The 24,388-nt window shown below is 38.9% G+C and carries 24 protein-coding genes; 19 read left to right on the forward strand and 5 right to left on the reverse strand.

Features of this window, described 5'->3' with window-relative positions:
* The first annotated feature begins 1 nt into the window (after position 1).
* From BAU15_RS13135 to BAU15_RS13185, 11 genes are all read left to right on the forward strand, one after another.
* Complete coding sequence (locus tag BAU15_RS13135; protein WP_161843192.1) at positions 2–2,494, forward strand: DNA translocase FtsK; 2,493 nt, start codon at positions 2–4, stop codon at positions 2,492–2,494.
* 248 nt (positions 2,495–2,742) lie between these two features.
* Positions 2,743–3,333 carry a hypothetical protein gene (locus BAU15_RS13140; RefSeq protein WP_161843193.1) on the forward strand — a complete coding sequence of 197 codons (591 nt, stop codon included), beginning with the start codon at positions 2,743–2,745 and terminating at the stop codon, positions 3,331–3,333.
* A gap of 152 nt (positions 3,334–3,485) precedes the next feature.
* A complete protein-coding gene (locus BAU15_RS13145) occupies positions 3,486–4,187 on the forward strand; it encodes a GntR family transcriptional regulator (RefSeq protein ID WP_161843194.1) in 702 nt (233 codons plus the stop codon).
* Positions 4,188–4,381: 194 nt separating this feature from the next.
* Positions 4,382–5,131 (forward strand): ABC transporter ATP-binding protein, encoded by a 750-nt coding sequence (locus BAU15_RS13150; RefSeq protein WP_161843195.1) that lies wholly within the window; start codon positions 4,382–4,384, stop codon positions 5,129–5,131.
* Positions 5,121–6,947, forward strand: coding sequence for an FtsX-like permease family protein (locus tag BAU15_RS13155; RefSeq protein ID WP_161843196.1), 1,827 nt, complete (start codon positions 5,121–5,123; stop codon positions 6,945–6,947). The genes BAU15_RS13150 and BAU15_RS13155 overlap by 11 nt, the downstream gene beginning before the upstream one ends.
* A 347-nt stretch (positions 6,948–7,294) precedes the next feature.
* Complete coding sequence (locus BAU15_RS13160; RefSeq protein WP_202622749.1) at positions 7,295–7,621, forward strand: hypothetical protein; 327 nt, start codon at positions 7,295–7,297, stop codon at positions 7,619–7,621.
* Between the two features lie 596 nt (positions 7,622–8,217).
* Entirely contained in the window at positions 8,218–8,982 is a 765-nt protein-coding gene (locus tag BAU15_RS13165) for a hypothetical protein (protein ID WP_161843198.1), read from the forward strand.
* Between the two features lie 271 nt (positions 8,983–9,253).
* Entirely contained in the window at positions 9,254–9,439 is a 186-nt protein-coding gene (locus BAU15_RS13170; protein ID WP_161843199.1) for a hypothetical protein, read from the forward strand.
* A gap of 708 nt (positions 9,440–10,147) precedes the next feature.
* Positions 10,148–10,573 carry a MarR family winged helix-turn-helix transcriptional regulator gene (locus BAU15_RS13175; RefSeq protein ID WP_161843200.1) on the forward strand — a complete coding sequence of 142 codons (426 nt, stop codon included), beginning with the start codon at positions 10,148–10,150 and terminating at the stop codon, positions 10,571–10,573.
* Between the two features lie 15 nt (positions 10,574–10,588).
* Positions 10,589–11,215 (forward strand): nitroreductase family protein, encoded by a 627-nt coding sequence (locus tag BAU15_RS13180; RefSeq protein ID WP_161843201.1) that lies wholly within the window; start codon positions 10,589–10,591, stop codon positions 11,213–11,215.
* 6 nt (positions 11,216–11,221) lie between these two features.
* On the forward strand, positions 11,222–11,590 hold the full coding sequence (locus BAU15_RS13185) for a DUF1304 domain-containing protein (protein ID WP_237580201.1): 369 nt from the start codon (positions 11,222–11,224) through the stop codon (positions 11,588–11,590).
* Between the two features lie 76 nt (positions 11,591–11,666).
* Here BAU15_RS13185 and BAU15_RS13190 read toward each other — a convergent pair whose 3' ends face one another.
* Positions 11,667–12,593 (reverse strand): LacI family DNA-binding transcriptional regulator, encoded by a 927-nt coding sequence (locus BAU15_RS13190; RefSeq protein WP_161843202.1) that lies wholly within the window; start codon positions 12,591–12,593, stop codon positions 11,667–11,669.
* An 11-nt stretch (positions 12,594–12,604) separates the two neighbouring features.
* Positions 12,605–12,880 carry a hypothetical protein gene (locus BAU15_RS13195; RefSeq protein WP_237580202.1) on the reverse strand — a complete coding sequence of 92 codons (276 nt, stop codon included), beginning with the start codon at positions 12,878–12,880 and terminating at the stop codon, positions 12,605–12,607.
* A 283-nt stretch (positions 12,881–13,163) separates the two neighbouring features.
* Between BAU15_RS13195 and BAU15_RS13200 the strand changes: the two genes are divergently transcribed.
* The 3 genes from BAU15_RS13200 to BAU15_RS13210 all read left to right on the forward strand — a co-directional run bounded on the left by BAU15_RS13200 (position 13,164) and on the right by BAU15_RS13210 (position 16,451).
* Positions 13,164–14,279 carry a radical SAM/SPASM domain-containing protein gene (locus BAU15_RS13200; RefSeq protein ID WP_161843203.1) on the forward strand — a complete coding sequence of 372 codons (1,116 nt, stop codon included), beginning with the start codon at positions 13,164–13,166 and terminating at the stop codon, positions 14,277–14,279.
* A complete protein-coding gene (locus BAU15_RS13205) occupies positions 14,276–15,055 on the forward strand; it encodes a sulfite exporter TauE/SafE family protein (RefSeq protein ID WP_161843204.1) in 780 nt (259 codons plus the stop codon). Before BAU15_RS13200 ends, BAU15_RS13205 begins: the two co-directional genes overlap by 4 nt.
* Positions 15,056–15,917: 862 nt before the next feature.
* Complete coding sequence (locus tag BAU15_RS13210; protein WP_161843410.1) at positions 15,918–16,451, forward strand: acyl-CoA thioesterase; 534 nt, start codon at positions 15,918–15,920, stop codon at positions 16,449–16,451.
* 128 nt (positions 16,452–16,579) lie between these two features.
* Here the strand turns inward: BAU15_RS13210 and BAU15_RS13215 are convergent, their stop codons facing one another.
* Positions 16,580–17,662: an iron-containing alcohol dehydrogenase family protein gene (locus BAU15_RS13215; protein WP_161843205.1), complete on the reverse strand. Its 1,083-nt coding sequence runs from the start codon at positions 17,660–17,662 to the stop codon at positions 16,580–16,582.
* A gap of 190 nt (positions 17,663–17,852) precedes the next feature.
* Between BAU15_RS13215 and BAU15_RS13220 the strand changes: the two genes are divergently transcribed.
* The 5 genes from BAU15_RS13220 to BAU15_RS13240 all read left to right on the forward strand — a co-directional run bounded on the left by BAU15_RS13220 (position 17,853) and on the right by BAU15_RS13240 (position 20,855).
* Positions 17,853–18,398 (forward strand): histidine phosphatase family protein, encoded by a 546-nt coding sequence (locus BAU15_RS13220; protein WP_161843206.1) that lies wholly within the window; start codon positions 17,853–17,855, stop codon positions 18,396–18,398.
* 158 nt (positions 18,399–18,556) lie between these two features.
* Positions 18,557–19,420, forward strand: a complete 864-nt coding sequence (locus tag BAU15_RS13225; RefSeq protein ID WP_161843207.1) for a VOC family protein — start codon at positions 18,557–18,559, stop codon at positions 19,418–19,420.
* Positions 19,421–19,762: 342 nt separating this feature from the next.
* Positions 19,763–20,077: a PadR family transcriptional regulator gene (locus BAU15_RS13230; RefSeq protein WP_161843208.1), complete on the forward strand. Its 315-nt coding sequence runs from the start codon at positions 19,763–19,765 to the stop codon at positions 20,075–20,077.
* On the forward strand, positions 20,074–20,673 hold the full coding sequence (locus BAU15_RS13235) for a DUF1700 domain-containing protein (RefSeq protein WP_161843209.1): 600 nt from the start codon (positions 20,074–20,076) through the stop codon (positions 20,671–20,673). Before BAU15_RS13230 ends, BAU15_RS13235 begins: the two co-directional genes overlap by 4 nt.
* Positions 20,670–20,855, forward strand: a complete 186-nt coding sequence (locus BAU15_RS13240; protein ID WP_161843210.1) for a hypothetical protein — start codon at positions 20,670–20,672, stop codon at positions 20,853–20,855. Before BAU15_RS13235 ends, BAU15_RS13240 begins: the two co-directional genes overlap by 4 nt.
* 153 nt (positions 20,856–21,008) lie before the next feature.
* Here BAU15_RS13240 and nrdI read toward each other — a convergent pair whose 3' ends face one another.
* Positions 21,009–21,455, reverse strand: coding sequence for a class Ib ribonucleoside-diphosphate reductase assembly flavoprotein NrdI (gene nrdI, locus BAU15_RS13245; protein WP_161843211.1), 447 nt, complete (start codon positions 21,453–21,455; stop codon positions 21,009–21,011).
* Positions 21,456–21,634: 179 nt separating this feature from the next.
* Positions 21,635–24,190, reverse strand: a complete 2,556-nt coding sequence (locus tag BAU15_RS13250) for a cation-translocating P-type ATPase (RefSeq protein WP_161843212.1) — start codon at positions 24,188–24,190, stop codon at positions 21,635–21,637.
* Between the last annotated feature and the right edge of the window lie 198 nt (positions 24,191–24,388).

Raw genomic sequence — 24,388 nt, forward strand, 5'->3', positions numbered from 1 at the left:
AATGGCGAAACGTAAACGCCCAACAAACAAACGCAAGACAAAAAAACAACAGCAGCAACAAGAACAACTTCTAACGATTTTATTAGGCTTTGTTTTTATCCTTTTTGCCATATTCGGTCTATTAAATTTAGGCTTTTTAGGCACCTTAATTGCAAATGGCTTTCGCATTGTAGGTGGGAATACGTATTCCGTTTTGTGCCTACTATTAATTGTGTATGGCGGTTGTCTGATGATCAAAAATACGCAGATAACTTATGGTCAGCCTAGAAGATGGGTTGGGGCTATTTTATTTTATGTAGCAATTCTTTTATTCTTACATGCGCAATTATTTGGCAAAATTCAAAGCGGTGAACCGAACATTCTAGGGACGACTTGGGAAATGTTGACGATGGATATTCGCACAGGTAAGATTGCCCAAAATGTCGGTGGCGGAATGATTGGCGCGCTGGTATACAGTGGCACGTATTTCATGGTTTCTCAAGTAGGAAGCTATATTCTAACTGTTTTGTTTGCATTAGTCGGTCTGTTCTTATTTAGCATGAGAGATATTCATGAGATTACGGATGGAATTGGTCTGGTAGCTGAAAAGTTACATGATATTTTTGCTGGTGATCCAGAAAAACAAGCACTGAAGCAGCAAAAGAAAGAACAACGCAAGGAAGAACGAGAGCGCCAGCGAGAAGAGAAAAAAGAAGCTGCCCGCATACAAGCGGAGGCACAATATGAAGAGCAACAAAAGAATCAGGTGCGTGCTTTATCCGAGGATGAACGTTTGGCTCAGGAACAGCGTGAAGAAAATGATTTTGAACCGGAACAGTTGGATTTAGGCTCAATCATTGATGGCTATCAAGAAGTTCTACAATCACAAGAAAACTTCGGCTATGAGGATGAACTATTTCCTGATGAAACCACTGGGCAGACAGGCGCAAGTACGCAACAAGCTCACCAACGTCAGTCAACTCAACAATCCCAGCAAGGACAAGATGAGTCGCTAGAGGATACGGGTGATTTGAATTTCGAGATTCGTCCGGAAACGGAAAATCATGATTATGAATTGCCACCTACAACGTTACTGGATTCAATCCCAGCAACGGATCAAAGTAGTGAATACAAAAAAATCGAAAAAAATATCGGTGTGTTGGAACAAACTTTCCAAAGCTTTGGCGTAGATGCGAAGGTTGTCAAAGCTAGTTTGGGCCCATCGGTGACAAAATTTGAAGTGCAGCCAGCAGTCGGTGTAAAAGTTAGCAAAATTGTTAGTTTGACGGATGATATTGCCTTGGCGTTAGCGGCGAAAGATGTCCGAATGGAAGCGCCGATTCCTGGGAAATCATTGATTGGGATTGAAGTGCCAAATAGTGCCATCAGCATGGTTTCCTTCCGAGATATCATTGAAGCTCAACCGAAGCACCCAGATAAATTGTTAGAAGTACCTTTGGGTAGAGACATTTCTGGGATGGTTCAAACAGCTGACCTCTCTAAAATGCCCCATTTATTAATTGCGGGCTCGACCGGGAGTGGGAAGTCGGTGGCGATCAACGGGATCATCACAAGTATCTTGATGCAGGCGAAACCCCATGAAGTAAAATTGATGATGATTGATCCGAAAATGGTTGAATTGAATGTCTATAACGGGATTCCTCATCTATTGACGCCAGTTGTCACGAATCCTAGAAAAGCGTCTCAAGCTTTGCAAAAAGTCGTGCAAGAAATGGAAGAACGTTATGAAAAATTTGCAGCGACAGGCGTTCGGAATATTTCTGGTTACAATGAATTTGTCGCACAGAAGAATTTAGAGATGGGTGAAAATCATCCGACGTTACCATTTATCGTGGTGATTGTTGATGAGTTGGCCGACCTGATGATGGTTGCTAGTAATGAAGTTGAAGATGCGATTATTCGTTTGGCGCAGATGGCTCGAGCAGCTGGAATTCACATGATTCTCGCGACGCAACGGCCTAGTGTCGATGTTATCACCGGGATTATCAAAGCGAATGTGCCTTCACGAATGGCCTTTGCCGTTTCTAGTGGGACCGATTCTCGGACAATTATTGATAGTAATGGCGCGGAAAAATTATTGGGTCGTGGGGATATGCTCTTCTTACCAATGGGCGAGAATAAACCGATTCGTGTTCAAGGAGCGTTTATTTCTGACCATGAAGTGGAAAGAATTGTTGAATTTGTAACTGACCAACAAGAAGCTCGCTACGATGAAAAAATGATGCCTACAGAAGAATCTGCGACTGTTTCCCCAGATAATCCGCAAGATGATTTGTATGAAGAAGCGAAAAATCTAGTCGTTGAAATGCAAACAGCCAGCGTCTCCTTATTACAAAGACGATTCCGTGTCGGCTATAATCGCGCGGCTCGGATTATCGATGAATTAGAAGCACATGGTGTGGTGGGCGCATCTGAAGGAAGCAAACCTCGGAAAGTTCTCATCGAACAGACAGAGGAACCTGAAGCAGAGCTACAAATGCCACCGCATGAATAAATTTTAGTAACTGCTGAGTAATTTGGCTAGGTTAGAATTGAAATGAGTTAATCGTTCGTATAAATAAATAATTCGTGTGAAATAGATAGTTAGAAATAGAATCATGGCAAATGTCCAAAAGACGGCTGCCATGATTTTTTATTTAGTAATAAAATAACTATTGATTTATTAAAGGTGAACAGCCAGAATAGAAGGTGATAGCAGATTCGAAAGAATGATGCATGAGTAAAAATTGAGGGGAGGAAAGTATGAATAATTTACATAAGAAGCGCACGGCTATAGGATTATTATTTGTTTTTATTTGCATAGGTTTAGTTTATTCATTTGTGGGGAAACAGACGAGTGATGCTGAGAAAGACATCGTAGAAAATACCGCCCATCCGAAATCTACTGTTGCAGTACAAGAGGAGTTACCTTTGAGTGATGAAGTGTATATCGAACAACTGCTCGAAATACTGAAAGAGCAGGAACTTGCATTAGGCGTGAATGAAGAGCACCAAATCGATGAACATTCCCCTCATAAAGCAGCTTATGAGTTGGTGGAGCACATTATTGAATTCGATGTTCAACCTGAGAGGGCAGCTGATGTTGCGCCGGACTTCGCACCGAATGACATGCGAACAGGAAAGATTCTCTCTTTCTCTAATGCAGAAAGCTTGGAGAAATTCATGGATGAGCGACCAGAAAAGAGTTTCTATGTTGATCTTATGGGGGTCAATACTAATGAGGTCTCTCCCCATATTATTGCTCACAAGGAGCGATTAATAGTTTTAGAATTGAATTCTTTTATTGATGCCCATCTAGTTGATGAGATTCAAGCAGTCTTTACTCAAAATTAATGCAAATAACTAGAATAGCTTATCGTGTTTTGGGATGATCAATGGCTGTCTGGATTTCAAGAATCATCGTCTAATCTCTAGTTATTTTTGTAGAATCTTGCTAGTTAGAATGTTATGATGTTTGTATAAGACAGGCATGAGGAGATGAATAGATGAAACGAAAGAGTGTCCTTTATTTAGAAATTGCTGATCAAATTAAAGAAGATATATTTTCTGGGAAGTATCCAGTAGGCAGTTTGCTGCCGACAGAGACAGAGCTTGAAGCGTTATTTAATGTTAGTAAAATTACCGTGAGAAATGCGATTGAATTGTTAGCGAGCGATGAATATGTTGAGAAAAAAAGTGGTCGAGGTACGACTGTTTTGAGTAATCGTCCTTATAATAAATTGTCGAAGGCAGGTAGTTTCACGCAAATTTTGAGTAAAACAGGGCTAGATGTCACAAAGGAAAATCTTTCCTTTGAAGAAGTCACTCTGACTCCAGAACATGCGGCTTACGACTGTTTTGGTGAGAAGGCGATGCTTTTTCGCCGGGTCTATACACTGGATCATCAACCGTATATTTATTTTGAATATTATCTACCTAGTGAATTAAAAGATGTGACGCTTGAATTGTTTGAGCAGGAATCACTGTATCGTATTCTCGATCAGCGAGGGTATACAATTGAGCGTTTTGAGGATGGCTTCAAGGCGGCGACCTTGACGCTTGATCAGCAAAAGTTCTTAGATACTACAGAGACAAATGGCCTATTGCGCACGCGGCGGGCTATCAGTCCTCGCGGTAAAATCATCGAATATTCAGAAGCTCTCTACAATACCGCTCTCTATCCATACTTAATTGAATATGAAGCATAATCCAGTTGACCATTAGACAGCAAATCGTTGTTTGATGGTTTTTTTGTGTTCTATTTGGATATTACAGAATCTAAATATTTTGCAAGATTAGGTGACGGAAATGTTAGCTAAATGAAATTTCAATCACAGGAGGAATAAAAAAGATTGGCGTACAATAGTCTCAAATCAAAGAAAAAATGAAATGAGGAATTACTATGTTAACTGTTCAAAATCTAACTAAAATTTATGGGGAAACCATCAGATATGAAGCGTTGAAAGGCATTAATTTGACAATTGAAGAAGGGGAGTTCGTTGGAATTATGGGCCCATCTGGTAGTGGGAAATCAACCTTACTTAACTTGTTGGCAACGATTGATCAGCCGACGAGTGGCGAAGTCTTGTTGAATGGTCAAAATCCAAATCGACTGAGTCCAGAAGAAATCGCAAAATTTCGTCGTCGTGAGCTAGGTTTTGTGTTTCAAAGTTTTAATTTGATGCCAACATTAACCGTCGAAGAAAATATTATCTTACCTTTAACCTTGGATGGCGAAAAGATTGTGGTTATGAAACGAAAATTGAAGGAAATCGCCCCTCGTTTGGGCATTCAAACCTTATTGAAAAAACGGATAGCGGAAATTTCCGGGGGACAAGCCCAACGAGTTGCGGTTGCTAGAGCGATGATTCACCAGCCTAATTTACTGTTAGCCGATGAACCGACCGGCAATTTGGACACTAAATCATCCAAAGACGTGATGGGTTTGTTGCGGCAGTTAAATCAGGAAGAAAAAGCGACGATTCTGATGGTGACCCATGATCCGTTGGCAGCGAGTTACTGCAAAAGAATCGTCTTTATCAAGGATGGGGAGTTGACCCATGAAATATATAAGCAAGCGAGTCAAAAAGAATTTTACGAGGAAATTATGATTGAGCTTGCCCGAGTGGAGGGCGTTGACAATGAATTTTAATCAATTTGTGGTACGCAATACACTGCGTAATAAACATTTATATATGGCCTACTTTTTAAGCACGCTGATGTCTGTGATGGTTTTCTTTACCTTTACCGTCTTCGCGTTTCATCCGGACCTGACCTCTGGACTGAATAAGAATGTCCAGATTGGGATGTTGGCTGCAGCAATTATTATCTATGGTTTTGCTTTTTTCTTCGTGCTTTACTCAATGGATGTTTTTCTACAATCACGGAAAAAAGAATTTGGTTTATTGATGATTCAGGGGATGAGTCCTAAGCAGTTGAAAAAAATGGTCTTCATCGAGAACTTAGTTATTGGCTTTTTTGCGACGATTAGTGGTAGTGTACTAGGAATCGGTTTTTCACAAATTATTTTATGGATATCTAAGCAATTTATGCACGTTGCGTATGGCTTTTACTTCCCAACGCAGGCCATTATTTTGACGATTTTATCCTTTTTAATCCTATTCTTGCTGATTTCCTTTTTCATTCAGTTCCGTTTGCCTCGTTTGACTTTACAGGAGCTATTAAAGGCTGGTGATTTAGGTAAAGGAACGATTAAAGCTTCAAGAATAAAAAGTTTTCTATCTATTCTTTTATTAGCAATCGGCTACAGCATTGCTTTATTAGCACCTGGTCTGAGTGTTCCGCTAGTGATGTTGCCGGTAATTGCAATTGTGGTAGTAGGTACACGTTTCTTCTTTAATCAGCTAAGTGTTTTACTAATTGAAGGCTTGAAAAATCGCCAATCCATCTTTTGGAAACGGACCAATATGGTGGTTTTCTCTGATTTAGCTTTCCGAATGAAAGATAATGCCCGTTCATTTTTCTTAGTATCGATTATTTCAACTGTCGCTTTTGCAGCGATTGGGACACTTTTCGGCTTTCAGAATTTGATTATGGAACAAACAAACGGAATTGCTTATGAGTTTCAAGCACAAGGTGCCCCTCAAGAGATGGTCGCTATTGAAGCATCCATTAATCAAACGCTTGCCAAAGAAAAGATGACGGCAGATTCTGTAACAATTTCGATATATACGGATGAAAATAACCAACAATTTATTTCTCAAAAAGAGTATAACCAATTGGCGAAGTTAGCAAATGAAGCGACGGTGCCTGTAACAGAAAATTCAGCAGTAGAGTTACTATCAAATACAGCGATTGGCACTAGTAAAACACAAGTTAAGTCAGTGACGGTGGGGGATCAAACTTTTCCTGTTGATGCAACGCTGGACACGGCGTTAGTATCAGCTTACCAAGCGACATTTGTAGTGCCTGATGCAGTTGATTTGTCAGCAATGAGCCAGACGCAAATCATCAGTTGGCAGCCGAAATCAGCGAGTCGCGAACAATTGATCGCCGCTGGTAAAACTTTTGAGACACTGCCTCAGTATGTATTTTCTAAAACGTATTCGCAACAATCAGTCACCGATATGTTTAAGCCTGTCTTATTCGTCGGCGTGTTTATCGGGATTGTCTTCTTCATCTCTGCCGGTAGCTTCCTATACTTCCGATTGTATAGCGATATGGCGATGGATGTCGAGAAATTCAAGATGATTTATAAAATGGGGCTGGCAAAGTCTGAATTGAAAAAAATGATCTACCAACAAGTCGGTATTCTCTTCTTTACACCGATCATTGTCTCAGTCATTCACGGAGCAGTCGCTTTAACCGCCATGTACCACATATTTAATTTGGGTATGCAGCTAACCGGATGGCAAGTTTTGGGTGCCTTTGTAGTGATTCAAGCCGTTTATTATCTGATTGCTCGGACCTTCTATTTCAAAAAAGTCTATCAGTTGGTTCAAGCGTAAAGTAGAATTACTGAAAAAGTTGGATCTATCATTTGAATCGCGCTCGTTCACTTCGGCATGAATGTCAAAGTGAGCGAGCATAAGATCCTACAGGCTAAAAACATGGAAGAATTGACAAAAATTGAAGGGTTCCTAAATGAGTCAGAATGCTACGTTGAAGAATTAATAGAAGCTATGAGTTAAGAGAACGCATCTGAAAGATAGGATAAAATCTATGCAATAGAGCTGAGTGTCAATTATGGATTCATCCGGAAATAAATGAATTCCTTTTAGCTATTGTTTTTCTGCGGCTCATTTTTAGCGTATAATGAAGGTATCGAGTAAACGTAGAGAGGCTGAAATGAATGATTGATGAAGAGAGTTTTAATGAGATTGGCTTAACGATTGTGAGTTATCCGATAGAAATAGAAGAGGGTCGACCAGTCTATGCCGGTCATATCAAGGAGTTACCGATGATTAATGCGTCGGCTTATTCGAGGCCGCAATTCATTAAAGAGTTGGCGGATAAATATTTGGCTTATCGGGAAGAGCATTTGGAAGAGGCAGTAGAAGAGGAAGAAACCAATCTGACAATTGATCAATTACTGAGATATTACGATGGTGAAACTTTTGATGGCTTTGACTTAGGCTTGAATTATTTAGGTAATAGAGAAGAGTCACGAGACAGAGAATAAAGCGAATGGTCTCAAATAAAAGGCTCTATGAAATAACATGAAAAAAAGATACCATCAATCTAATAACCGCCGTGTTTGCTTAATAAGATTGTTGGAAATGATAGAAGGAACCGATTGTAATGAATAAATAAAGCATAGTATACATGCGTGGGCTGTTGATGAATAATCATGAAGCCCACGTTTTTTATTTACCAATTTTTTTTGAGGTGTTTTTATATTCGTAGCGAACTGATTCATCGTGTCTAAATTTTGTTCAGTTTAGAGCAAATATCTAAATTATTTTCCCTTTTTTTGACGACAACATGAGGTATCATATTGACAGAAGAACTGCCATACCGTAGTATATATAATGATTGTTTTTTATTGATACTAGGTATTAGAAAAATTTTACAGGCAATAATTAAGCCATTATCTATTAGAATTTAATGGCTTGTTGGCATTGTTTTGTTTATGGCAAAGCAGACTATGTGAACCGCATGAAATAACGATTGTATTAAAATAATTGTGAACCAGTTGAACATCGTTTATTAAATAACAATAATTTGCTCACATTATAGAAAGAATGATTGGCTGGAAAAAGGAGGCACAGGAAATTTATGCTTTGGTTTTTATTGATTGGCTGTCTATTTATTTTAGTCCTGTCTGGCATACTGATTTATCGAACGCTCATTCAACATCAGTTAGATCAGGTAAAAATACCGAATGACGGAGCAACAAAGAAGTTCAAAAGAAAATTAGCTTTTCTAAAACAAAAAGAAACCTCTAAACATGTCATGTATTTAATCATTTGGGGCATGGGTGTCCAGATTTTTCTCTTGTTTATGATGGTATCCTTCTATATAGCTGAGACTAATCGAACAAATGAAATGGCGACGCTCAAAGCCGAAGTGACTAAGTTGAAAACAGAGCAGCAATATTTGATTGAAAAAACGGACTATCCGATCCAAGGCTTGGGCTTTTCTGACGCAAATTGGAAAGGCGTTATGTCAGGAAAAGATAGCAAGAAAATCAAAGAAAATATTGAACAGACGATTACAGAAAAATTGACACCGTATATTGGCTTGCCTACAGTTGTCTTATTTATCGATTCACCGACGCAAAGTATTTCACTTTCAGTAACGACTGAAGAGGCTGGCGAAAACCGCAACCGTTTGAAGAAGACGATTGAAGCGTTTGTCAAAGAATTACAAGGCGTCGATGTCATCTCACAAGTTCAATTTGAGTTAGTTAAGTCAAAAGAAGAACAAGCTAATGCGCTGTACACAGCGATTTATGTGCGTGAAGAAGCAGGACAAGAATTTAAATTGATGCTAGATTCAGATGAAAAAGCAAAAGAAGATAAAAAAGACAAAGAACAATAAATAGTAGTAAATTAATCAGTGCCTTCGGGTACTGATTTTTTTGTTTTTCTACGTGATCGCGGTCGTTATTTTAATTTCATTGGAGTACGTTATTGCTAACTATCTTTCAAAAAAAAGGAATATATGTGGTTTTTTAATTCTCGTTGCCTTATTTGTATTGGTATAGATAATACAGAAGAGGAGTCATAAAAATAATCTTATTTTAGGTGTTGGCTGTGTGATTTCTTTTCCTATCACTGATTGGATGATCTATTACGAGGAGGAAGAATAAATGAACATAGCGATCGATTTATCATTCATAAAAGATATTTTGCCATTTTTAATTCCCTATTTTGTACTTGAACTAGTGCTGGCGATTACTGCACTAATTGATGTTTTACGTCATCGACAATGGTTTATATCGTTCATTACAACCCATCTTGTGTTACAAACCAGACAACTGTACAAAGAAACTTAGCGAGCTAAAACTAGCTTGCTTTTTTATCGCTAAAGGGACGATAACTATTACAAATGCTAGGAAGCTTCTTAAGGTAGGCTTTTTAATTCTTTGTACTGAGATTAACCCTGTATTTAATCCGACTCATTGTGTATTAGTTGGAAATTAGAAATTGTTCACTAGTCCTCATTCGCACTGTTTTCAGGGTTTTTAGTAAAGTCTTAAATTACAAGAACCCATTATCTAGTGGGTTTTACCTCTAAAATCATCCAATTCAGCTCATTTTTTCTCTTAAAAAGTGTGCGAATGAGGACTAGTGATGAAAAATTAGATAATTACGACTCATAAAATGTTTGGATTGAAACGTGTAAAGGTCGAATAATCCTATAGACATGGGATTTTATGGTTGGTTTATTTTAAAAATAATCTGAAATAAAGCCTGAATTTAGTTCTATTCATTGTATATTCGCTGAAAACTCCACTAGTGCCCATTCGCACAGTTTGATTTTTTTCAGAAAGAATCAAAAGGAAGTGAAAATAGAATGATACGGGGAATACAAATAATTGAATAACATATTTTGATAGTGAATATCATTAGTTATCGAAAACGAAAGTAAAAGTACGGCTGCTTTTTTATTATATGAGCAAATCATTTGTCAAAATAAAGCACTTATTTTATAGTTGACTTATCAACCGTTGACAAGTCAACTATGAATGGAGATGAGAGTTATGCAAAATACAAAGGCAAGTCAACTGCTGTTATTACTTAAAACGGTTGGCAATCAAGTGACGCAAAATTTTGAAAAGCAGACAGGACTGAGTTTGACTCGGTATGGCATGCTTGTGTATTTGAGCCAGCAAGGGGAACTGCCGCAGACAGAATTGCAACGTCATATTCGCATCGATCAAGGGGCGATTACGCGACATTTAAAAATTCTTGAAGAGAAGAAATATGTCGTGCGCGTCCGTAACCCGCAGAATAATCGCGAAGTGTTGGTGCAAGCAACTGACTTAGGTAAGTCTGTGATTGCCACGTGTGCTGACAAGAAAAATAGTCTACTAGCCGAGTTATTTGAGGGCTTTAGTGATGAAGAAATAACAAATTTAGAGCAGATGTTGATGAGACTCTGCCAAAACAATCAACTAGATGAATGAAAGAGGAGAAAAAACATGATTGAAAATAACTTTGAAACTATTTTAAAAGGACGCCGTTCCGTACGTAATTATGATCCAGCTGTTAAAATCTCAAAAGAAGAAATGAGCGAAATGTTGGCTGAAGCAACTTTGGCTCCGTCATCAGTGAACTTACAACCTTGGCGCTTTGTTGTGGTAGAATCTGATGAAGCGAAAGCAACCTTGAAACCACTAATTCGCTTCAATACTTTACAAAATGAAACATCATCAGCAATGGTGCTAATTTTTGGGGATATGCAATGCTACGAACGAGCAGAGGAAATTTATGGACAAGCGGTGGCAGAAGGAAAAATGCCTGAAGAAGTCAAAGATAAACAACTAGAGTCAATCGTGCCTCATTATAAAGGGATGTCACCTGAGAAAATGAATGACATCGTCAAGATCGACGGCAGTTTAGCAGCGATGCAATTGATGTTAGTGGCTCGCGGACATGGCTATGACACTAATCCAATCGGCGGCTTCGAGGAAGATCAATTAGCGAAGGCCTTCGGATTAGATGAATCTCGTTACGTGCCGGTAATGATCGTTTCCATCGGTAAAGCTTTAGAAGGTGGTTATGAATCTGTTCGCTTACCTGTAGATAAAATTACCGAATGGAAGTAGGCTGAAATGATGACGATTATTCCACTGATTTTATGCAGTCTTGTTGCGTTAGAGCATGTGTATATTTTTTATTTGGAAAGTATCGTGCCTGACTCAACAAAAACCTCGCAGACATTTGGCATGTCCGTGGCTGTCTTGAAGGATCAAACGGTTCAGACTTTGATCAAGAATCAAGGAATTTATAATTTGATGCTGGCGCTAGTACTAGGCTACACGGTGTTATTCTCAGCCAATCAATTAGAATTAGGCTTATTATTGACCGGGTTTGTCTCTGTGGTCGCAGTTTATGGCGGACTGACCAGCTCGAAATCAATCATTTTAAAACAAGGGCTACCGGCGATGTTGGCATTTGTTAGTTTGTTAGTATTTCATTGAGATTCCGGTACAAATAAAAACGAAAAAATGGCTAGCTGTTATCAAAGTGATGACAGCTAGCCTCTTTTTTTAACCGTTACTTTCGTTCAATAAAAGTATACGGAATACTGATCTTGTCCATTTTCTTTTGATGAAATTGCTGGAACGCCGTTTTACCACATAGCTGCAGCTGGTGATCAATTGTCGAAAAATGGAGCAGTTCACTAGTCAATAGATTGTCACGTCCGACTATGGCTTGACGATTTCTTTTCGAGTTGGCACGTAAAATGCCCGCAGCAATCTGATCCCCATTACAAAAGACAGCGTCGAGATTACGGGAAGTCAGAAAGGCTTCTGCTTCAAGTCCATCCTCATAGTGGAGACAATCCCAGTAGATGTCTTCCTCCGTAAATTCTGGAAATACTTCGTGACAGAGCTGAACAGTAATTTTAGAATTCTGGCTAAGCTTGCGACTTCTGCCTAACGTCACACCAACCCGAGTGTAGCCCTGATTTTTCAGATAGAGCAGGCCTTCGCGAATAGATTCTGTGCGATTAATATAGACACAGCTAGCCGGTACGTCTTTGATTTCTTCACAGAAAATCAGCGGACCGTATTTTTGATAATCGAGTAAGGTTTCAATGGAATTGGCGCGCGAGGTAATAATCAAGCCATCGAATTCCTTTGCCGCAAATTGGGTCAAATAGTCCAATTCCACTGAAGCCTCATAATTTGTCGGTAATAGGGTTACTTTATAATTAGATAAAAAAGCTTCTTGCATAATCCCACTCAAGACTTGGTCGAAATATGGATGATTCGTAAAGGGCAGAATCACGCCGACATTTCTAGTCTTGCCGATACTGAGATTACGTGCAGTGGAATTCGGCACGTAATTCAGCTCCTTCATCACTTTGCGCACATGTCTACGCTTGATTTCATCCACGTAAGGATAATTATTAATCACGCGCGAAATTGTCGACACAGAGTAGCCGGTCAATCGAGCAATGTCACGAATATTGGCCATTTAGCAATCACCTACAGACTTAAGTTTGTTTGTAAATAGTCTACCACACCTGTTCCTGATTCGAAAAATGTATAGTTTTCATTCTCAAATGTGAAAGTAATTCTATGACCGCCCCAGAACTTATCTAAGACCAAATTTTTGATAGCAGCCAGTGAGATTTTTTTATTCAGTTTTTTCCTGAAGATTCCTTGTGAACTACGTAGTGTTAAATGCTCGCCGGAAAAGTGAACCAATGCATAATAATAGGCACCATTTTGTGTATCGCTAATTTTTACATAGGTGTTCATAAAAATAACCTCCCTTTGATGTTTACAAATTGAGTATACTGTATGAAACGCGTCTCAATGCAAGGGATTAAACTAGAAAAATAAAACTAATGACTGATAAATGGTAGGTGAATCAGCGTCACTTCATTGCGGACACAATGTTGTACACAATCATTGGGATCATCTGACTAATTCTTGCAATCACTGAAATAACGCTCTATAGTATAACTAAAAGGGAAGAAAACGGTTGATTTTATTCCCCATATTTCGTGAGAAGAATCGTCGTAGAGATGGAGTCGAATAAATGAAGCATATTTCTGTTCTAGTCAAACCAGCGTCCGCGCTGTGTAATATTCGTTGTAAATACTGCTTTTATGCAGACGTCAGCTCGCTGAGAGAAGTTCGTTCATTTGGAAAAATGAAATCTGAAACTGCAGAAAAGATGATTGAGCATCTCTTTGTAGATTTAGTCGATGGCGATGAGCTCACATTGGCTTTTCAAGGTGGGGAGCCAACGTTAGCAGGTCTGACGTATTATAAAAATATTGTTGCGTTTGTTGAGCAACAGACGAAAAACGTTACGGTTCATTATGCACTACAAACTAATGGCCTATTGATTAACGAACGCTGGTGTCAATTTTTGAAAGAGCATCAATTTTTGGTGGGCTTATCCATCGATGGTCATCCGCTGTATCATGATTTGAATCGCGTGGATCCGAAAGGTCGAGGAACGTTTCAGAAAGTCTTGGCAACCAAGGAATTGTTTGATACCTATGGGATTGAGTACAATATTTTATGCGTGCTGACAAATCCTTTAGCTAAGGAAGCGAAGAAGGTCTATCGTTTTTTACAAGAACAATCCATTCAATATGTTCAATTTATTCCTTGCTTGGATGAATTAGAAGCTAAGAAGAGAAGTAGCTATGCGCTAACACCACAGCGATTTGCCTCATTTTATGGGCAGCTATTTAAATTCTGGTTGGCAGAGCTGCAGTCTGGGCATTACCGCAGTGTCAAATTGTTTGATGATCTGATGAATTTATTTGTCGGTGGGCGCGTGACGGCCTGCGGAATTTTAGGGAATTGTCAGATTCAATACGTGATTGAAGCGGATGGTAGCGTCTATCCCTGCGATTTCTACGTGCTAGATGAATATCGCATGGGTTATATTCAAGAAAGTGGCTTGAAGGAATTATTTGAGCAAGAAATCTCCAAAAAATTTCTATGTGAAAAGCCAGATTACGGTGCATTTTGTCACTCGTGTCTCTTTCAGAAAGCCTGTAATGGTGGCTGCAAACGAATGAAGGATGCTATCTACGTGACGAAAGGGCAAGATTTTTGTGGGTACCAACAGGTTCTAACGCAATTCTTGCCACATAAAGAAGAAATTATGGAATTAGTTGGGAGAATTGCGAAATGATAAGTCTGATCTATTTTTTAGTGATTATTTTTGCCAATACCGTCGGCGCAATCTCAGGTATGGGTGGTGGCGTAATCATCAAGCCGCTGCTCGATTTGATTGGCGCCCATTCGGTAGCGGCCATATCCTTTTATTCGAGTGTGGCGGTCTTTACCATGTCGATTGTTTCCACCGCCCGTCAAATGAAACAGGGTGCGTCCCTAAAATTTAATTTAGTTTTGTGGATTTCGGTAGGGGCGATTCTCGGAGGTATACTAGGAAGTATCGCTTTCGAAGGGCTGTATCAACTGTTGCCTTCTGAGTCACATGTCCAATTGGTGCAAATTATTTTGACGATTATCACCTTAGTCTTTGCCTTTTGTGCCACGAAATTTCATTGGCGTTCCTTCAATTTGCATCACTGGCTGTGGTATTTATTCTGTGGTTTAGTGCTAGGATTTTTCGCCAGTCTATTAGGTATCGGTGGCGGTCCAATCAATGTCGCTTTACTAATGTTGTTCTTTGCAATGCCGATTAAACAAGCGACAATCTATTCCATTTGCACTATTTTTTTCTCGCAATTATCAAAATTAGTCACGATTACTTTCACAACAGGCTTCGCGCGCTACGATATGACCATGCTTTTCGTGATTATCCCAGCAGCCATCCTCGGTGGACTACTAGGCGCCAAATTTAGTCATGTACTCACAGAAAAGAAAGTTGCCTTAGTTTTTCAGCTGGTGATTCTCTTAGTCCTAGCTATCAATATCTATAACGGATTTATGCTTTCATTCTAAATCTATTACTAAAACGAGGAGTAGTTCATCATCTGGACTGCTCTTTTTTTCTTGAAAATAATCACTCTTAACGCTCGTCATTTATTTATTACAAACTAGCATCGTATGAAAGATTTGGGCGAGGAGCTGATAAATAACAGATAATTTTTTCAATTTTTTATTCGTATACCTAATTAGTCATTTTTCCCCTAATAATTAATTTTGGTGTCTTCTCGCTTTTCAATCGAGCTGTAACTGGCAACTGTTCAATGTTTAGTAGCTTTCTTATTAAAAATATCTTTTTCTATTTGTGTTTTACTTCACAAAAAACGCAACTAGCCACAAGTATTTAAAAAGTAGCTAGTTTACTACCTATAAAAAAGAATATAAGGGATATAAACCTTATAACCTAGCGATTCTCTGAGGGGATTTTATAAAAGTTAGCCGAGTTAAATTCACATTTTACTGGAAAATAGAATTTTTTAGAGTTGTGGCTAGTTGCGGTGTTTTCCTGTATCTTCCTGGCCTGTCAATTAACAAGAATCCATCTACAAGTGGATTTTGCGTTAAAAACTAACATTTTACACCTTAAAGGATGCGCAACTAGCCACAATTATCTAACAAGTAGCTATTTTTTTACTTATTTACCGATTGGATAAGGTTTTAAATAACGAATTTAAAATTAGTGGATTCCCCAACTAGTGAAGTTCAAAAATCCCACTCACTTAAGAATGAAGCTGCTCCCAAGCCAACAACAAATTTATATTTTTTGACTAGCCCCTAACTTGAAAAATTGCATATTTATTGAAAATGCGCTACAGTATTTACAGAAAACAGATGATAGAGAGCTGAGGAGAAAGAATTTATGACTGAAACAAACCCTATGACTGAGACAAAATTTTGCCGTGAATCCCGCGTAATTCAAACGCATCGGATCTTTCCTTTCGATTTGAACCCATTTAAAGCGCTATTTGGCGGTAAGCTGATGACTTTAATTGATGATGCGGCGTCGATTTCAGTGACACGACATTGCCGAAGAGGTGCAGTAACGGCCTCACTAGATAATTTGAATTTCTTGAAACCTCTTCATGAAAATCATTCTGTCTGCGTGGAATCCTACATATCTGGTGCGCACAAAAAATCGATGGAGGTTTTTGTCAAAGTAGTCGGCGAGAATCTGACGACAGGGGAGCGCTATTTGGCGGCGACTTGCTTCACAACATTTGTAGCTGTGCCTTCACATATGAATCAGGAAACTGAATTTACTGTGCCTCATGTAGTTCCAGAAACAGACGAAGAAAAATTGGTCTGTTCAGGTTATCAAAAGCGTCGCGCCCATCGTTTACAAGAGCGTGACGAGTATCAACAATTTGCTGCGACCTTAACCACGGATCTACCTTGGATTGATGAAGCATAGATAGCAAAAAAAATCGCTAGAAAATCAACTGAAATCAGCTGATTTTCGGCGATTCTTTATTTGTATTAAGTAAAATATTGATTCCTATAAAATTTTATTCCCGTGTCCTACAGTAATTATAAGCGAGATTAGACCGCTACGCGCTCTAATTCTTCCACTGCACGAATGGCTTTTAAAACCTGTTCCGCTGAGATATTATCGTCGATCATTTGGAAGCTTTCCTTCTTACCGGCAGCAAAATCTGCGGCTTGTTCTAGTAAAGGTAATTCTTCTTCGCGGACATTCAATTCTTCTAAACGAGTTGGTAAACCAATTGTTTCGTAGAAGGGTAGTAGACTAGTAATTTCATCGAAATCGTTCGTGTGAGCCAATTGAACTAAGATGCCATAAGCAACTTTTGCACCATGTAAAACTTCATGCGTTGATGGAATATACGATAAGCCATTGTGCACCGCATGGGCACCGGCTGAACGACCGAATTTGGCTGCGAATCCGCCAACTGTTCCAGCTAAGGCAATAATTGTGTCGGCCACGCGTCCAAAGGCTGGTGAGACAGTTTGCGTTTCTAAATCCTTCAATGCTTGTTCAGAATCGGTAAGTAAAATTGACAAGATTTCTTTAGCGCTAGCAATTCCTAAACGGATAAATGCTGTCTGTTCGTTATCTGATAAGTTACGTGTGATTCCTTCAATTTCATACCATTTTGCCAAAGTATCGCCAATTCCCGCGATAAAATATTCTTTAGGCGTCTGTAATAAGAACGTCCAGTCGACAAATAATAAAGACGCTGAATATGTATAATAACCAATTTCTTTGAAGCTGTGATCTGGGTTGTAGACCGCTGCGACAGGTGAAAATGGCGCGCAGTTTGAAATAAGTGTCGGAATTAAAATGAATTCCGAACGTAAATTTTCCGCTGTCATTTTTGCCGTATCAAGGACGCGTCCGCCGCCGATACCAATAACCACATCTGCTTGCCCGATAATGTCCGCAAGTCGCTGCGCATCTTCTTCACTGGCACTGCCATCGTAGACAAATGTCGGGTAGTCGAAGTCGTGAGGGTAATATGCTTTGAACTTCGCAAAAGAAATTTCCCCAGTAACTACAGCAACTGTAGTGTATCGTTTTAAATAATTTGGTAATTCGTTTAAAATTGTTTCGCCCGCCAGATAGCGGTTGGCGCCAGGCCGTACTTCTGTATCCATTTCCATAAATATTCCCTCCATTTTTTGTTGAGTTGCAGATTAGTTTAAACTTAAAATTGTCTGTTGTCAATATGAGAAAGCTCTAATTTTAGAAATATTCTGACAATTAATCGATAAGAGCGGTTTCATTTGTGTAATTTGGCTTTTCCGTAATTAGTGAGTACAATAGAAGGAGGAAAAGTGAGGGGGACACCACGTGATTTATTTTGCAAGACATGGAGAAACACAATGGAATAAAAAGGGACTTGTCTGTGGCAGAGCTGATATTCCTTTGACCGAAAAAGGCTATCAACAAGCTGAGGAATTGGGTGAAAAAGTTAAAGAATTGGCTCAACCAGTTACTAAAATTATTCATTCGCCACTGATTCGCGCCAAAGAAACCGCACGCGCAGTCAGTCGTCAGATACAGATTCCCTTAGAAGAAGATGCTCGTCTAGCTGAATTCGATTTTGGAACCTATGACGGGGTATTGATTCAGAATGAAACACTTCAAGCGGTGCGCACACATTTTGCCTATCGCTTTCCTGACGGTGAATCAGTCCTTGATGCGGCAGCGAGGATTTATCCTCTGATTCAGGAATGTTTGGCAGATGAAGAGAATACCTATTTATTGGTCTGCCATAATGCCTTAATCCGCGTTATGCATACTTATTTTGAGTCGATTGATAATGAAGATTTCTTTAATTTTTCTGTAACTAACACTGCATTGCTCAGTTATGAATCAAAAAAATTAGTCGATTAGTGTACTATTTTGTTGAGGAGTCCTTCAGTAGACTGCTCAACTTTTTTCTTTTTTTCTCAACTAAAATAAATGAGCTCCACTTTCTAAGACTCTTTATTTGTTCTTACAAAAAGTAAGTGATATGATAATGACAGATAGAAATTAGGGAGGAATTACAAATGACCGTTATTATACCAGAATTTAAAATACATGAAAAAACACATCCAGGAACCGTTAGCTTAAAAGTCAATGATTTACAAAAGGAAGTCACTTTTTACATACACAACATTGGCTTACAACTTATTTCTGAAACCGCTACGAGCGCTGTATTGGGCGTAGACGGACGCGCGTTGGTGGCGCTTAGAGAAATTAAGAATGGCCAAGTGAGTCCGCGAAAGACTGGCTTGTATCATATGGCCTTTTTATTACCAGAAAGAAAAGATTTAGGCAATGTATTGTACCATTTGCTCTCCGTTAAGGCGCCGATTACTGGCGCTGCCGATCATGGCTATAGTGAAGCCATTTATCTCAATGATCCAGAAGGAAATGGGATTGAAATTTACCATGACAAGCCTCGTGAAAATTGGGATATCCGTTCAGATGGTGAAATAGTCGGTGTAACTTTAGAAATGGATGCGGATGGTGTGCTTGCTGCCGCAGATAGAAAAACCAATCAATTGCCTGCCGGCACAGTTATGGGACACGTGCATCTGAAAGTTGCTGAATTAAATCAGACAGAAAAATTCTACACAGATGTTTTAGGAATTTCTTTGAAGAATAACTTTGGTGGGCAAGCCAAATTCTTTGCAGCAGGGGATTACCATCACCACATTGGCGCCAACGTGTGGCAAAGTAAAAACGGTGCTGCCATCAATGAAACAGATCTTGGCTTAGAATCTTTGACGCTATTAATTCCTGACAAACAAAATTTCGTTGATGTTAAAGAGCATATCCAGCAAACACAAGAATTCTTAGCAGAAGACGAACAATCATTTACCGTTAAAGATCCAAATGGTTTAGTATTTATTTTTAAAATGGAATAAATGGAACTTTAGAAAATGATAAGCACATGCTTTCTTCTTTCAAATTGCGCCAACCAATAAGAAAATCTGACAATTATATACCGACCGCCAAAACCTAACTTTTGGCGGTCGGTATTTTTTTATGTCCAAATATAATTTTGAATTTAATTGAACTATTATTCAAGAATATCGCAAAGAAAGGGGAGAAATACAGTATTTATTACAGAAAATAGGAATAAAATATACTACTCCACTCACTTATTTTCCAAAATCATTCTCTCAGTCTTGAGACCTATTTTTATAAAACTGACTTGTTTCCCAATACTATGTGATGTATAGTATTATGCATAAGGGGGTGTTCGGGTGAACAGTCAATTAAAAAAAGGCATGTTAGAGTATTGTATTTTGGCTTATCTGAATAAACAGCCATCTTATGGTTATGATATCATCAAAAATATTTCTGGTCTCATACCGATTACAGAGTCGACTCTTTATCCTATTTTGAAACGTTTAGAGGCAAAAAATTGCGTTGAGACGTTCTCGCAGGAATATAATGGTCGACTGAGAAAATATTATAAAATTACACTGACCGGACGAACGGAGTTGCAAGTATTTATGGAAAGTAAGGTCCAGGTGGAAGAGATTTACGCATTTATTGAGGGGAGTTTAGTAGAATGAAAAAAAGTGCTCAAATGTTTTTAGTAGAATTAGAGAGGAAGATTCCTCGTGAAGCGCCGCTTGAAGAAAAAGATGCTTTCTTGGCGTATTGTAACGAAATGATCCAAGATTTAATCGATGATGGTTATTCAGAGGAAGAAGCGATTTTCAAATTAGGCAATCCAGATTCATTAATTTACGATAATTTCGAGTCGTGGTTTGTCGTGAAGGAGCAAAAGGTTCCAAGAAAAACAATGCCTTTTTTCTTGATCATCACCATCTTAGGACTGCCATTGTGGGGTAGTTTATTGTTGGCTGTTGTACTAATTATTTTTTCTGCCTATTTGGTTATTTGGATGATTCCATTTGTCGTCGCATCCTTTGCGTTTACTGGGATTGTCGGTGGTTTGGCCGCAGCTGTGACAAGTTTATTTGCTGTTCAAGATGGTTTATTTGTCGGCGTCACGCAATTTGGTTTAGGCGTAGCCCTCTTCGGATTGGGCATCTTACTAACAATCGCTTTTGTCAGAATCAGCGGTACTTTTATAAAATGGACCGCATCTTTAACAAAACGAGTAGCAAAATTATTATTCAGTAGGAGAGTGAAATTCGTATGATTAAGACTAGAATTAACGAATTATTAAAATTAGGTGTATTAATGACCACCATTGGCCTCTTAATTGCATTTGTCGGCTTTTCCATGGCGGGCTTTGATTATAAAGCTTATCATACGGATGATACACGTCCTTGGTATCGAGTGATTACGTTCCATACCGGTAACGACGATAAGTGGGAATGAACATATAAAAGAAACGCTAGATCGTGCTGAGCAGAAAAAGTTCTGAGCACAATCTAACGTTTCTTTTTTTGTCGCTGTTTTTATGGCCTTAATTCCAGATTGCTGTTTCTTGATTGTTCAATGTGATTAGCTATTTATCACTTGTTATTTGCATCACTTTGCTGCATTAACCAATGTGTGGTAAATTCGCTCAACGTCTGCTGGCGTGCCACGTAATTCATAGTCATCTAGGATTGGAACAGCAAATTTTTCTGCATATTGTTTGGCGGTAAGGCAATATTGGTGATTGAAGTTTTTGTTGCCACTGCCGACAATCCCCAAACAACGTTGATAGTTATTCTCGTAGTCCATATATTCACCTAACACATTGGTCAGGATTTCAACATCGCCATTATCAATACCGTTGCCGCCTTCTAAATAAGTCGGTACAAACGCGAAATAGTCTGCTGTTTCGGGCTCGAAATCAGAGTTTTCATGGATTTCTTTGCCTTCAATCAAAGGAGCGGCAGGATTCTCTGCGTTTCGTTCTTTCGCATAAGTAGTCAGCTTTTGAACGAAAGAACGAGTATTTCCGGAAATGGATATATAAAGTATTTTCATTATTAATCTCTCCTATCTAATCGATATCACTGCAAAAATTAGTTGCCATCGAAAGATTGGCTCAACAGTTTCCACTAGTAATAATCATAGTCTAGTGTAACGCCCTTTGAGAAAAAATGAAACTACTTGTTGAAGATCAAAGCTAATTTTTACAAACTATCTAATCGAGCATCTGTGACTCAAAAAAGCTTGAGTTTTTTCTTACACTCAATATAGATTAATGGCACGAGAGATATAACAATAACAAACAGCCAATGAGAAAAGTGAAGAGCCGTCAAACCTAATACAGCAGCCGTTTGTGGGATAAGCACAAGTAAAAAGATGACAAACGTACCAAAAGCTGTGGTTGTAAGCAATAATTTATTTCCCGTCAGCCCTAACTCGAAGATTGACTCAGAGCTTCTGCAATTATACATATGAACGATTGTGGATAAGCCAAGAACCACAAAGGTCATTGTGTTGGATAAGTCGCTCGTTGGTTGAACATTTTGAAGCGTAACTGACGAACCCACGTAAATGGTAGCTAGAGTGACTATTGTAAATACTAGCGAAATTTCAATAATTTTCTTTAATAAACCATTATCAAAAATGCTCGATTTTCGATTAACTGGTTGATTCAGCATCACGTCTTTTTCAGCTGGTTCTACAGAAAGACTGAATCCAGGAATCCCATCAGCAACAACTTTGATGAGTAACAATTGAATTGCTGTGACGGGCGCACCCATGCCCAATAACAATGAAATTAAAACAATGGTGAGTGCCGAAATATTACAACCCAGCATCGCGTAGAGTGATTTTCGGATATTCGCATAGACACGTCGGCCTTCTTTGACGGCTTCAATGATTGTAGCAAAATTATCATCTAGTAGAACCATATCGGAAGCTTCTTTGGCAACTTCTGTGCCACCGCCCATGGCTATCCCGACATCGGCAGCTTTTAAGGCGGGCGCATCATTGACACCATCACCCGTCATGGCTACCGTTTCACCATTGGCTTGTAAAGCTTTGACAATTCGGATTTTATCCTCTGGCGTAGTCCGAGCAAAGACACGATACTCATGAATGATATCTGACAATTGTGCATCAGATAATTGGCCTAACTCATAACCGGTCATGGCTTTGGTCCCTGACTCTAATATCCCGACGTCGCCAGCAATTTTTTTAGCAGTCAAGAGGTGATCGCCAGTAATCATGATAGGTCGAATCCCGGCTTGTTTAGCAATTTCAACTGCTTGATAACTTTCTTTTCTGGCAGGATCGATAATCCCGATAAAGCCTTCAAATTGCAAATCTGATTCTAAAATATCACTGCTTATTTCTTCAGGATAGTCAGGATATTCTTTAAAGGCAACACCTAAAACACGATAGGCTTGGCTAGCTAAATCATCGTGTAAAGCGAGATGCTGAGAGTGAGGAGAATTAATCGGTAATCGATCATAGGCTCCTTTGGTCACAGAAAAGTAGGTGGCATTTTGTTTAAGTTTGTAAAGGACCGTCATTTTCTTCCTCTTGGAATCAAATGGCAGTTCATCTATACGCTCGTATTGTGCTAACTTTTTCTGTAATACCTCTTTTCCAAAATAAGCTTCGGTCGCTTTTTTGATAGCTAATTCAGTAGGATTTCCGTAGTCACCGTGCGCTTCGGTTAAGCTACTTGCCAAATAAAAATGGAGCAATAAATCGGCTTGTGCTTGTGGCTTTTTTTCTTCAATTGGCACGATTTTTTTTACGGTCATTTTATTCTCGGTGATGGTTCCAGTTTTATCAGAACAGATGACGGAGACATTCCCAATGGTTTCCACTGCTGCGGGTGTTCGAACGATTGTCTTCTTTTTTGCCATGTTTCGAATCCCAAATGAGAGAGAAATCGTCACAACTACAGGAAGAACCTCTGGGATGGCTGCAACTGCCATAGAAATAGCCGTCATAATTGATGTTTCTATCGGATAGCCTCGAAGGATTCCAATCAGAATTGCTAAAAATGCTGCACCGATTGCTACCGCACCCAAACTTTTTCCGAGTTTCTGCATTCTGATTTGTAAAGGTGCTTCTGTGGGTGCTTCTTCAGTCAATAAATCGGCAATTTTACCTATTTCTGTTTGTAAGCCAGTCCGTTCAACAATTGCTTCCGCGCGACCGTTGAGTACCAAGGAACCTGAAAATACTTTGTTTTTCATATCACCAATCGAATCGAGAGGTGTTGGTTGATAATTAGGATCCTTTTCGCTGGGCTCACTTTCTCCAGTCAAAAATGATTCATCTATCAGTAAATTTTTGCTAGTTACTAACATAGCATCTGCGCACACACGGTCACCTAACTCGAGCAGTAAACGATCCCCTGGAACCACTTCCGTACTTTTTACGATTTCCACTCGTCCATCGCGAAAAACTTTTGTCTCAGGTATGCTAAAGCTTTTCAATTCATCCATCGATTTTTTTGCCTTTTTTTGTTGGCGAATCGATAAGTAAATATTCAACAGCACAATCCCAAATATGACCAGTGGTTCGGAAAAATTATCCGGATGATTGTGCCAAGCGACATAGCTGGAAAGCACTGTGGCCATCAGTAGAATTATAATTGTGATGTCTTTTAGTGAGGCTAGTAGATAATCAATAAAATGTTTGCTTTCTCCTTGTTCTATTGAATTTTCACCAAATTCCTCCAGCCGTATCTTAGCTTCCTGTTGTGTTAATCCCAACACATTACGTTCTTTTTCTGTCCATTTCTTTTGCATGTCTAATCCCTCCCAAACAAAAAAAGTCAGTCAAACTAACCATTAGAGCCTACGGTTAATTTGGCTGACTTTTTACAATACTATTCCGGCGAACAGTATTTAAGTCTACTATTTTGAATCCACGCTATTATTTCACATCCAAAAAAATAAATCAAGGATTAAATTTTTCAAGGGAGTTGTTCATAAAATTCATTAGTT

The sequence above is a fragment of the Candidatus Enterococcus huntleyi genome (assembly GCF_009933175.1).
In the GTDB taxonomy this organism is placed as follows: domain Bacteria; phylum Bacillota; class Bacilli; order Lactobacillales; family Enterococcaceae; genus Enterococcus_K; species Enterococcus_K huntleyi.